This is a genomic window from Microbispora sp. H10836 (genome assembly GCF_012999525.1).
GTDB lineage: Bacteria > Actinomycetota > Actinomycetes > Streptosporangiales > Streptosporangiaceae > Microbispora.
The window spans coordinates 1-11,488 of sequence record NZ_JABBWU010000008.1 but is presented as its reverse complement, the minus strand read 5'-3'; the positions used below and the strand labels follow the sequence as shown (position 1 = coordinate 11,488).

The window sequence follows — 11,488 nt, the reverse complement described above, 5'->3', positions numbered from 1 at the left end:
GCGACGACGGGCGGGCTTAGGCCGGACCGGCCTTGTAGCCCACACCCCGGACCGTGACGACGATCTCGGGGTGCTCGGGGTCCTTCTCGATCTTCGCGCGCAGGCGCTGGACGTGCACGTTCACCAGGCGGGTGTCGGCGGCGTGCCGGTAGCCCCAGACCTGCTCCAGCAGCACCTCGCGGGTGAAGACCTGGCGGGGCTTGCGGGCCAGCGCGACCAGCAGGTCGAACTCGAGCGGCGTGAGGTTGATGGTCTCCTCGCCGCGCTTGACCGAGTGGCCGGCCACGTCGATGGTGATGTCGCCGATCTGCAGGATCTCGGGGGTCGGCTCGTCGGTGCGGCGCAGGCGTGCGCGCACGCGGGCGACGAGCTCCTTGGGCTTGAACGGCTTGACGATGTAGTCGTCCGCGCCGGACTCCAGGCCGAGCACGACGTCGATGGTGTCGCTCTTGGCCGTGAGCATCACGATCGGGACACCGGACTCCGCGCGGATGCGGCGGCAGACGTCGATGCCGTCGGCGCCGGGGAGCATCAGGTCGAGCAGGACGAGGTCCGGCCGGGTGTCCCTGAAGGCGTCGAGTGCCTTGTCGCCATCGGACACGAACGACGGCTCAAAACCCTCCCCGCGCAAGACGATGCCGAGCATCTCGGCGAGAGCGGCGTCGTCGTCGACGACCAGCACGCGTCCTTTCATGGCCCCTCATTCGTACGCGTATGGGAGATTTGGGCGTTTGTCACAGGTTCCCCCGCAGGCTACCGGTGGCCGCCACTTGGGTGTTACACGACCATGACAGAGGTTGGAGTTTAGGCGCAGCAAACGTAGCGCGCGATTATCTGACCAGATGCGGTCACACCGGCGGGAATCCCGTGGTGCGGTCACGTTCCAAGTGTGCTCTCGCACCCCCCGTTTCGGCCATCCCCTGAGAGCCTCGCGTACGATCGCGCGGCAGGCTCGTACATCATGCCAGGATTGGGACATGACAGACGGCCCCGGCTCCACCCCCGACGTGCCCTCCGGCTGGGCGGCCGAGCAGCCTCCCCCGTACGGCGGGGCCGCCGGATCCTGGGCCTCCCCCGGCGGACCGGGGGGTTCCGCCGGTCCTCCCCCCTCCGGTCCGCCGCAGAGCGCGTATCCGCCCGCCCCCCATGCCCCCGCTCCGGGCGGGCCGTACGCGTACCGGCCGCCGGACGCGCCGCGGCCGGGCATCATCCCGCTGCGCCCGCTGGCGCTCGGCGACATCCTCGACGGCACGATCAAGCTGATCCGGTCGAACCCCAAGGCCACGCTCGGCCTGTCGGCGATCGTGGCGGCGATCACCGCGATCCCGACCGCCGTCGGACAGGCCTTCTCCTTCGGTTCGCTCGGCGAGCTCCTGAGCGACCCGTACGCCGCCGACGCGGTGAGCGGGCCGCTCGCCGGAGGGACCTCCCAGCTCATCGGCGGGCTCGTCGGCTACGTCATGACGTTCGTGGGCACGACGATCCTCACCGGCATCCTCACCCGGGTGCTCGGCCGCGCGGTGTTCGGCGGGCGGATCACGGTGGGCGAGGCGTGGCGGCTCGCGCGGTCGCGGGTGCCCGCGCTGTTCGGGCTGGTGCTGCTGCAGGGGCTCATCCTCCTGCTGCCGCTGCTCGCGCTCGTCGCGGTGTTCGTGAGTCTGGCCGCGGCCGGCGCGTTCGACGGCACGGCGAACACCACCGCGGGGGCCGCGGTCGTCGTCGGCCTGCTGTTCTTCCTGGCCTACATCCCGTACCTGCTGTTCTTCTACACGCGCCTGTCGCTCGCGGCCCCCGCGGTCGTGCTGGAGGGTCGCGGGGTCACCGACGCCATGACCCGCTCGTGGCGGCTGGTGAAGGGCGACAGCTGGCGGGTGCTCGGCATCCTGCTGCTCACCTCCCTGCTCGCGGCCATCATCAGCAGCGTGCTGGCGGTGCCGTTCGCGTTCAGCGGCACGCTCATCGGGATGCTGAGCGGCGGCACGGCGGCCGGGACCATCGTCGCGGCGATCCTCCTGGCGGTCGGGCAGGTCCTCGCTTCCATGATCACTTACCCGTTCCAGGCGGGCGTGGCCGGTCTGCTGTACGCCGACCGGCGGATGCGGGCCGAGGCGTTCGACCTCGTGCTGCAGACGGCGGCGGCCCGGAACCAGTCGCAGGGCTGGGTGCACGCGGGGATCGACGACCTGTGGCACCCGGGCTACGGCGCCGGGCCGGGCTCCGCGCCCTACCACGGGGCTCCGCCGTACGGACCTTACGGGCCCTACGGCCCGCAGGCGTGACGGTCGTGCGGGCCGCCGCACTGCTCGCCTCACCCGTCGACGCCGGCCGCGACGAGGCCGCGCGGGAGGCGGCACGCGAGCTGTCCCGGGCGGGCTACCAGCACGAGCCGCTGTTCGACCGGCTGCGGCGGGAGATCTCGCAGTTCCTCGGCGACCTGCTGAGCGGCGGCGGCACGGGCGAGGGCGGCGTGGTGTCACTCATCGTGATCACCGTCCTCCTCGCCGTCCTGGCCGTGCTGCTCCTGTGGGCCCTGCGCCGCTTCTCCGGCGGCCGGCGCACGGAGAGCGGAGCCGTGTTCGGGCAGCGCGAGCGGTCGGCCGCCGAGCATCGCGCCGAGGCCGAACGCCTGGCGGCCGAGGGCGGCTGGGCCGGGGCCATCCAGGAGCGGCTGCGCGCCATCGCCCGCGAACTGGAGGAACGCGCCGTCGTCAGCCCGATGCCGGGCCGGACCGCCGACGAGCTGGCCGAGGCCGCCGGGCAGGCGCTGCCGCCCCACGCGGCCGGCCTGCGCGCGGCGGCACGCCTGTTCGACGACGTGACCTACGGCGGAGCGGGCGGCACCCGGGAGGGCTACCTGACGCTCACCGCACTGGACGAACGCCTGCGGTCGGCCCGCACGGGCGCGGCCGCATGACCGCCGGGACGTCGGGGCGCGCGCGGCAGACGGCCCGGGTCGCGCTGCTGGCGGCGCTCGTGCTGGTCGCGGCGGCGCTGCCCATACTGCTGTCGGGGGGACCGTCCGAGGGCCGTGCCCTCGATCCCGGGGACACCTCGCTGCAGGGCGGCGCCGCCCTCGCCCGGCTGCTGGAGGCGCACGGGGTGCAGGTGGCCCGCGTGGAGACCCCCGCCGCGGCCGTGGCCGCCGCCGGGCCGCATACCCTGCTGCTGCTCACCGAGGCGAGCTTCCTGAACCGCGACGCCGCGGGCCGCATCGCCGCGGCTTTCGGCGACCGGCTCGTCGTCGGCTCCGTGCCGTACCTCGACGTGCTCGCTCCCGGTGTGAGCAGGGAGGGCGAGGCGCGTACCCGGTCCCGGGCCCCGGAGTGCACGCTGCGAGAGGCGGTGCGGGCCGGCAACGCCTACACCGGCGGCGTGTCCCTCACCGGGCCGCCGGGAGCCACGGGCTGTTACCCGGCCGGCGACGGGCACGCCCTGGTCCGCTACGCCGCGGACGGGCACACGGTGACCGTGCTGGGCGACGCGTCGTTCCTGACCAACCTGCGCCTCGCGGAGGACGGCAACGCGGCGCTCGCGCTGAACCTGGCAGGTGCGCGGGCGAAACTCATCTGGCTCGCCGCGCCGGACGATTCCACCGAGACCGGCGGCGGGACGGACGAGGAGGCCCAATCGCTCGGCGACCTCATCCCCGCCGGCGTGGTGTGGGCGGTCATCCAGCTCACCGTCGCGGTGGCCGTGGTCGCCCTGTGGCGGGGACGCAGGCTCGGGCCCGTCGTGGTCGAGCGCCTGCCCGTGGTCGTGCGGGCGGCGGAGACCGTGGAGGGGCGCGGACGCCTCTACCGGTCCCGCCGGGCCAGGGACCGAGCCGCCCTCGCGCTGCGGGCCGCCGCGGCCGACCGGCTCGCCCCCCGCCTCGGACTGCCCCGCACCGCCACCCCGGAGGAGGTCGCCGTCGCGGCGGCCGCCCGTACCGGCCGGGACCCGGAGCCGGTGCTGACGCTGCTGTGCGGCCCGCCGCCCGGGGACGACACCGCGCTGGTGGCCCTCGCCGCCCACCTGGACACACTCGAAAGGCAGGTACGAGACTCTTGACCATTCCTGAATCGGACGCCGCGCGCGACGCGCTCGCGGCGCTGCGTGCGGAGGTGGCCAAGGCGGTCGTGGGCCAGGACCCGATCGTCACCGGCCTGGTCATCGCGCTGCTGTGCCGGGGTCACGTGCTGCTGGAGGGCGTGCCCGGCGTGGCCAAGACCCTGCTCGTACGCACGCTGTCGGCCACGCTCGCGCTGGACTTCAAGCGGGTGCAGTTCACCCCCGACCTCATGCCGGGCGACGTCACGGGGTCGCTGGTCTACGACGCGCGGACGGCGGAGTTCGAGTTCCGCGAGGGGCCGGTCTTCACCAACCTGCTGCTGGCCGACGAGGTCAACCGCACCCCGCCGAAGACCCAGGCCGCCCTGCTCGAGGCCATGGAGGAACGGCAGGTCAGCGTCGAGGGCGAGGCCCGCGCGCTGCCCGATCCGTTCATCGTCGTGGCGACGCAGAACCCCGTCGAGTACGAGGGCACCTACCAGCTCCCCGAGGCGCAGCTCGACCGGTTCCAGCTCAAGCTGACCGTGCCGCTGCCGCCGCGCGAGCAGGAGATCGCCGTGCTGGAGCGGCACGCGCTCGGCTTCGACCCGCGCGACCTGTCGGAGATCAAGCCCGTGGCGTCCGCGGCCGACCTCGAGGCGGGACGCCGGGCGGTCGCCCAGGTCCACGTGGGAGCCGAGGTGCTCGGCTACATCGTGGACGTCGCCCGGGCCACCCGGCAGTCGCCCTCGCTGCAGCTCGGCGTCTCACCCCGGGGGGCCACCGCGCTGCTCGCCGCCGCCCGCGCGTGGGCCTGGCTGTCGGGACGGTCCTACGTGACGCCGGACGACGTGAAGGCCCTGGCGCGGCCCGCCCTGCGGCACCGGGTGGGGCTGCGTCCGGAGGCCGAACTGGAGGGCGCCACCCCCGACGGCATCCTGGAGGGCATCCTGGCCACCGTCCCCGTTCCCCGGTGAGGGCCGCGTGGCGCTGACCGGACGCGCGGGACTGCTCGCCGCCCTCGCCGCGATCGTCGTGCTCCTCGCCCCCGAGCCCGGCCTGGCCGTGCTGGCCGCGCTGCTCGTGCTCGTCGTGCTCGTGGCGGCCGACCTGCTGCTCGCGGGGGCCGTGCGCGGGCTGCGGTTCGAACGCGACGGCGAACGGCGGGTGCGGCTCGGGCAGTCGGCGGCGATCGGCCTGATCGTGGACAACCCCGGCCGGCGGCGGGTCCGGGGCGTCCTGCGCGACGCCTGGCAGCCCTCGGCCGGGGCCGCCCCGCGGCGGACGGCGCTCGACGTGCCGCCCCGCGAGCGGCGGCGCCTGGTCACGACGCTGACGCCCACCCGCAGGGGCGACCGGGAGGCCGTCGCCGTGACGGTCCGTTCGGTCGGGCCCCTCGGCCTGGCGGCGCGGCAGCGCACGTTCCACGTGCCGTGGACGGTCCGGGTGCTGCCGCCGTTCCTCAGCCGCAGGCATCTGCCCGCGCGGCTGGCCCGGCTGCGCGAACTCGACGGGCGGCATCCCGCGCTGGTCCGTGGCCAGGGCACCGAGTTCGACTCGCTGCGCGAGTACGTGGTCGGCGACGACGTCCGCTCGATCGACTGGCGGGCGAGCGCCCGGCGCAGCGACGTCGTCGTGCGGACCTGGCGGCCCGAACGCGACCGCCGCGTGCTGATCGTGCTCGACACGGGCCGCACCTCGGCGGGCCGGGTCGGCGTGGCGCCGGTGCCCGGCTCCGGCCCTTCCGGATGGCCCCGGCTGGACTGGTCGATGGACGCGGCGCTGCTGCTGGCCGCCCTCGCCGCCCGGGCCGGCGACCGCGTCGACTTCCTCGCCTACGACCGGGCCGTACGGGCCCAGGTGTCCGGCGCGTCGCGGACCGAGGTGCTGTCGTCGCTGGTGAACGTGATGGCGCCGATCGAGGCGGAGCTGGTCGAGGCCGACGCGGCCGGAATGGTGGCGGCCGTGCTGTCCAGGGCGCGGCGGCGCTGCCTGGTGGTGCTGCTGACCGACCTGAACGCGGCGGCCATGCGGGAGGGCCTGCTGCCCGTGCTGCCCAGCCTGTCGTCCCGGCACATGGTCCTGGTGGCCTCGGTCGCCGATCCGCGGGTCGCCGGCATGGCGGCCGGGCGCGGCACCGCCGAGGCCGTCTACGACGCCGCCGCGGCCGAGCGGCTGCGCGGCGAGCGACGCGAGATCACCGCCGTGCTGCGCCGTCACGGTGTGGAGGTCGTGGACGCCCTGCCGGAGGACGTCGCCCCCGCGCTGGCCGACGCGTATCTCGCTCTGAAGGCCGCCGGCCGGCTCTGAGTTTCACGCGGCGGTTCACCCGGCGGTTCACGCGGCGGTTCACGCGGCGGTTCACGCGGTGGTTCAGGCGGTGGGCGCGAGGTCGGGGGCGTGCTCGATGTCCCCCGTCTCGTTCCGGCGCTCCGCCCGGCGGCCGAAGACGATGACGTACGCCAGGAAGAGCGCCTCCGCGAGCGCGCCGATCGAGATGCGCGCCCAGGTCGGCAGGCCCGACGGGGTGACCCCCGCCTCGATGAGCCCGGACACGAGCAGCACCACGACCAGGCCCAGCGCGACGCTCATCACGGCCCTGCCCTGCTCTGCCAGCGCCTCCGCGCGACGCCTCGGGCCGGGATCGATGACGGTCCAGCCCAGCCGCATCCCGGCGCCCGCCGCCAGGAAGACCGCGGTCAGCTCCAGCATGCCGTGCGGCAGGATCAGCCCCCAGAACACGTCCGCCTTGTCGTGCGCGTGCATCAGTCCGCCCAGGAGCCCCACGTTGGCGGCGTTCTGCCACAGGATCCAGGGAATGGGCAGGCCGAGCAGGATCGCCGAGACCACGACCTGCATGGACACCCAGGCGTTGTTCAGCCACACGTGGCCGGCGAACGACGCCGCCGGGTTCTCCGAGTAGTAGTCGGCGAAGTCGTGCTCGACGAGCTGGCGGATCTCCTCGGGTGTGCCGACGAGGTTCTGCACCGCGGGATCGCCCGCCACCCACACGCCCACGACGTACGCGACCGCGAGTGAGGCCACAGTCGCGCCGATCCACCACCGGCGTGCGCGGTAGGCCACCACGGGGAACGACACCGTGAAGAACCGGGCGACCTCCCGCCAGGCCGGGCTGTGGGCGCCGGTGACCGCCGCGCGCGCCCTCGCCACCAGCGACGACAGGCGACCGACGAGGAGGGCGTCGGCCGACCCCGACCGCACGATCGACAGGTGGGTCGCCGCCCTCTGGTAGAGGTCGACCAGCTCGTCGACCTCCGCGCCACGCAGCGTGCGCTGCCGCCGTACGAGGTCGTCCAACCGGTCCCAGGACGGCTTGCTCGCGGCGACGAACGCATCGATGTCCACGGACCGGACCCTATCGGCGGGAGCGGCGAGGTGCGGCAATCGAACACAGTAGGGTGCGCAGTGTGTCCGAAGTCGTGACCGGCGAGGCGGTCGTCGTCGAGGTTCGCATCGCCCAGCTCTCCAGCCGCGCCCTGGCCTTCCTCATCGACTGGACCGTCCAGTGGGCGGCGATCATCACGGCGTTCGTGCTGATCACACAGGTGTCCCTGGTGACCGACACGTCGCTGGCCACCGGTCTGCTCATCCTGTTCATCGTGCTGGTCACCGTGGGCTACCCCGTCGCGTTCGAGACGATCAGCAGGGGCCGTTCGCTGGGCAAGCTCGCCCTCGGCCTGCGCGTGGTGAGCGACGACGGCGGGCCGGAGCGCTTCCGGCAGGCGTTGTTCCGCGGGCTCGCCGGGTTCCTGGAGTTCTGGACGTTCTCCGGCGCCCCCGCGCTCATCACCTCGCTCGTCAACCAGCGCGGCAAGCGCCTCGGGGACCTGTTCGCCGGGACGATCGTCATCGGGGAGCGGACGCCGCGGCAGGCCCCGCCGCCGGAGATGCCCCCGCCGCTCGCGTCGTGGGCCGCGACGCTGGAGCTGTCCGGGCTGTCCGACGACCTGGCCAACACCGCCCGCCAGTACCTGTCCCGGTGGCACCAGCTCAGCCCGGGGATGCGGGAGGAGATGGGACTGCGCGTGGCCGGTCAGGTCAGCGCGCAGGTGGCGCCGCCGCCCCCGCCGGGAGTCCCGCCGTACGCCTACCTTGCCGCCGTGCTGGCCGAACGCAGGCGCCGCGAGGAGATCCGGCTCGCCCGGGCCCGTTCCGCTACCGCGTCGTACGGCCCGCAAGGGTACGGCGTCGGGGGGTACGGCGTTCAGGGGCACGGCGTTCAGGGGCACGGGGTTCAGAGCCCCGCCTACCACGCGCCGCCGGCCCCGCCACGGGAGCCGGAACCGCCGCGCGGAGAGGCTCCGCCGACATCGGGAGGATTTGTTCCGCCGATTTAGGTGTAGAGGCCGATTCGCGGGGCACCTGAGGTCATTGCAGGTCATGGGGCATACCTGCAGTGGGGTTGAGGCGGGCATCGCCGGTGCGTTGAGGGAGAGGTCGCACCGGAGATGCCCGCCTCCTTGCGTTGCGGGTTCGGATACCTCTGGTCAGTCAGACCCGGGCTTGGTTAGCTCTGGTCGGGCAGATCCTCAGCGGCCGCCGGGAACACCCTTGCCGTGCTCGGCGTACTCGCCCTGGTTCTGCGGGTTGAAGATGTCCATCTTCACGCTGTTGGCCTGGTTGGTGCGGGGGTCGTTGATCTTGAAGACGTCGAGCCCCAGGTTGAAGTCGCTGCCGTAGATGTAGCCGTTGTAGTAGTACGCCGACCAGTAGCCGCCGCTCAGGGGCTGCGACCACGGACCGCGCTCGAAGAAGCCGATCTCGTGCGGGTTCGCCGAGTCGGTGAAGTCCCAGATCGAGATGCCGCCCTGGTACCACGCCTGGACCATGATGTCGCGGCCCTTGACCGGGATCAGCGAGCCGTTGTGGGCGACGCAGTTCTCGGTGTCGGCCTGGTGGCGGGCGATCTTGAAGTAGCTCTTGAAGGCGAGCTTGTTGCCGGGGGCGATGTCGTAGATCGCGTCGGCACCACGCTTCGGGCCGATCGCCTCGTTGCAGGTGGCCCTGCTGCCGCCGCCGAGCTCGTCGGTGAAGATGACCTTGGTACCGTCGTTGTTGAAGGTCGCCGAGTGCCAGAAGGCGAAGTACTCGTCGTCGCGGACGACGTCGATGACCTTCGGGTTCTCCGGGTCGTTGATGTCCATCAGGATGCCGTCACCCATGCAGGCGCCGGCCGCGAGGCCCTTGGACGGGTAGGCCGTGATGTCGTGGCAGCCGGTCGTCGCCGACGTGCCGTTCGGGTACGACATCCCGTCGCCGGGGTTGCCGCCGTCCGGGAACAGGACCGGCGTCTTCACCACGGACGCCGCGGTGGGGTTGTCGAGCGGAATCTTGACGATCGAGATCAGGTCATGCGGCTTCTGGCAGTCGGGGAAGGAATCCGACGGGCTGTAGGACGAGACGTAGGCGTAGACGTTCTTGCCCGCCTTGTCCGGCACGAGCGTGTGCGTGTGGGAGCCACACGCCGTCTCGACCGACTTGACGTACTTGGGGTTGGCCTTGTCGCTGATGTCGAAGATGCGCACGCCCTCCCACGAGCTCTTCTGCGCGGCCGACTGCGCGACGCTGGAGCAGGAGTCGTCGTTGCGGGAGGAGTCGACGGACCCGATCAGCAGGTTGCCGTAGACGGACATGTCCATCTGCGAGCCAGGGCAGACGACCGAGCTGACGACCTCGGGCTTCTGCGGGTTCTTGATGTCGATGATGCTGAAGCCACCGTAGTTGCCCATGTAGGCGTAGTCGCCCTGGAAGGCCATGTCGGTGTTGATGGTGCCGGCGATCGCGCTGGGTGTCGGGACGTTCGCGACGTGCGTGACGTTCGGGCTCATCGCGATCTCGCCCGGGGCCAGCACATCGGCTGCCTGGGCGGGAGCGGCGGATAAAGCCAAGACGAACGCCGCTCCTGTTACGGCCAGGGCGCGGCCGCTGCGGCGCAGGGTGAACACTCGGTGTCCTCCTCTATAAGGGGGAGATAAATGATCGCATCGTCACGTCTGACCGGAGTGTCCCGCCAGTTATCACTATGTAAATAGAACTGCCACATGTTGCCCTTTGACCGCTTATCTCGGCCCGATTAGCGTCGTGACTCCCACACGCTCTACGCAGGGAGGCCAGCCGGGTGCGGTTCGCACTGATCGTCATGGCCGGTGCCGTGCTGGCTCTGAGCGCCTGTTCCGAGGACGTGAGTGGCAGCGCGCCCGTGTCGACCGCCCCCGTGATCGCGCCGGGCAGGCCCGGCGAGGAGGCCAGAACGCTGAGCCCCGCCGAGGCCGCGACGGCGGTACCCTCCCCAAGCGTCAACGCGGCCGACGTACGGTACGTCCAAGACATGATCGTGCATCACCGGCAGGCGCTGGACATGACGGCCCTGGCCCCCACCCGCGCCTCCTCCGCGAAGCTCAAGGCGCTCGCGGACCGCATCCACCACACGCAGGAGCCGGAGATCCGCGCCATGACCACGTGGCTGGACCAGGAGCGCCTGCAGCGACCGGGCCATCACGCCGAGCACGAGGGCATGCAGGGCATGGCCACCGCCGAGCAGATGGCCACGCTCAAGGCCGCGTCAGGGCCGGAGTTCGACCGCCTGTTCCTGCAGTTGATGATCGCTCACCACGAGGGCGCCATCGCCATGGCGACGACGGTGCTCACCGAGGGCTCTCATCTCACCATCGAGCAGTGGGCCACCGACGTGATCGCCGAGCAGACCGCTGAGATCCGGCGCATGCAGGCGATGCGGGACGCCTGACCTTCCCCGCGCTTCACCCCACCGGTAATCGACCCGAGCGGGCGGGGACGGGACCGGCGCCCGGATGTGGCGAAATATGAGCAGTCATATCCGTAACGACACTTTCTCTCCTTTCCTGTGACCCCAGGAAATCGTCCGGCGAACTTGTCTCCCGCCTCCTGGACGTGCCACGATTCATACAAGCTTTCGAATCGATGAGCGGGGGTGTGATGGATATGCCGAAATCCGATCCTGATCACCATGACCGTTCGAACGCTCCCGATGACGACTGGTGGGATCAGCTGACAGCCGGTTCGCCGTTGTGGTCGTCCGACGGGTCGCTCGCCCGCGACGACTGTCGCCCTGAATATTTCTCGATCGCGAGCGATAAAGCCGAATTCGCGGACAATACGCATAGCGATTGCGGAGCGACCGGCGCCGGCGCCAAGACGAATACAGACGATGCCGGAGCTCCGAATGCGACTACTGGCGCTGCTCGGAGCCGGTCGTCGTGGGTGCTGATCGGTTCTGTTCGTGAGTCGGCGCGGGCGTTGGCGCTGGCGCCGGTTCCGGACGATGTGGATGTCTGTCTGGCTGAGGCTGAGGAGTTGGTGTTCGCGCGGGATCGGATCACGTGTGCTCTGGCGGATCGGGTGGGGCGGGTGCATCGGGCGGGGCAGGCTCGGCGGCATGGGCATGCCTCCACCCGCAGTT

11 protein-coding genes are annotated in these 11,488 nt (G+C 71.8%); 8 read left to right on the top strand and 3 right to left on the bottom strand.

All coding sequences use genetic code 11. The features are described from left to right. Positions 1–16: 16 nt before the first annotated feature. On the bottom strand, positions 17–694 hold the full coding sequence (gene mtrA / locus HHX30_RS16385) for an MtrAB system response regulator MtrA (protein WP_030509347.1): 678 nt from the start codon (positions 692–694) through the stop codon (positions 17–19). 283 nt (positions 695–977) lie between these two features. Here mtrA and HHX30_RS16380 point away from each other — a divergent pair, with 283 nt between their 5' ends. From HHX30_RS16380 to HHX30_RS16360, 5 genes are read left to right on the top strand one after another with little or no spacing between them, the layout of a single operon-like run. Continuing rightward, positions 978–2,279: a glycerophosphoryl diester phosphodiesterase membrane domain-containing protein gene (locus tag HHX30_RS16380; RefSeq protein WP_169982831.1), complete on the top strand. Its 1,302-nt coding sequence runs from the start codon at positions 978–980 to the stop codon at positions 2,277–2,279. Then, positions 2,276–2,914: a DUF4129 domain-containing protein gene (locus tag HHX30_RS16375; protein ID WP_169982830.1), complete on the top strand. Its 639-nt coding sequence runs from the start codon at positions 2,276–2,278 to the stop codon at positions 2,912–2,914. The genes HHX30_RS16380 and HHX30_RS16375 overlap by 4 nt, the downstream gene beginning before the upstream one ends. Continuing rightward, entirely contained in the window at positions 2,911–4,050 is a 1,140-nt protein-coding gene (locus HHX30_RS16370; protein ID WP_169982829.1) for a DUF4350 domain-containing protein, read from the top strand. Before HHX30_RS16375 ends, HHX30_RS16370 begins: the two co-directional genes overlap by 4 nt. Continuing rightward, a complete protein-coding gene (locus tag HHX30_RS16365) occupies positions 4,047–5,006 on the top strand; it encodes a MoxR family ATPase (protein ID WP_169982828.1) in 960 nt (319 codons plus the stop codon). The genes HHX30_RS16370 and HHX30_RS16365 overlap by 4 nt, the downstream gene beginning before the upstream one ends. Positions 5,007–5,013: 7 nt before the next feature. Beyond that, positions 5,014–6,339 carry a DUF58 domain-containing protein gene (locus tag HHX30_RS16360; RefSeq protein ID WP_169982827.1) on the top strand — a complete coding sequence of 442 codons (1,326 nt, stop codon included), beginning with the start codon at positions 5,014–5,016 and terminating at the stop codon, positions 6,337–6,339. 63 nt (positions 6,340–6,402) lie between these two features. Here the strand turns inward: HHX30_RS16360 and HHX30_RS16355 are convergent, their stop codons facing one another. Continuing rightward, positions 6,403–7,395, bottom strand: a complete 993-nt coding sequence (locus HHX30_RS16355) for a stage II sporulation protein M (protein ID WP_169982826.1) — start codon at positions 7,393–7,395, stop codon at positions 6,403–6,405. 62 nt (positions 7,396–7,457) lie between these two features. On the opposite strand from HHX30_RS16355, the gene HHX30_RS16350 reads away from it, so the two are divergent. Next, a complete protein-coding gene (locus HHX30_RS16350; RefSeq protein ID WP_169982825.1) occupies positions 7,458–8,387 on the top strand; it encodes an RDD family protein in 930 nt (309 codons plus the stop codon). A gap of 192 nt (positions 8,388–8,579) precedes the next feature. Here HHX30_RS16350 and HHX30_RS16345 read toward each other — a convergent pair whose 3' ends face one another. Then, complete coding sequence (locus HHX30_RS16345) at positions 8,580–9,995, bottom strand: LVIVD repeat-containing protein (RefSeq protein WP_169982824.1); 1,416 nt, start codon at positions 9,993–9,995, stop codon at positions 8,580–8,582. Positions 9,996–10,168: 173 nt separating this feature from the next. Between HHX30_RS16345 and HHX30_RS16340 the strand changes: the two genes are divergently transcribed. Next, positions 10,169–10,795: a DUF305 domain-containing protein gene (locus tag HHX30_RS16340; RefSeq protein ID WP_169982823.1), complete on the top strand. Its 627-nt coding sequence runs from the start codon at positions 10,169–10,171 to the stop codon at positions 10,793–10,795. A gap of 194 nt (positions 10,796–10,989) precedes the next feature. Continuing rightward, positions 10,990–11,488 (top strand): hypothetical protein (locus tag HHX30_RS16335; RefSeq protein ID WP_169982822.1); only part of this gene is annotated, 499 nt, incomplete at its 3' end.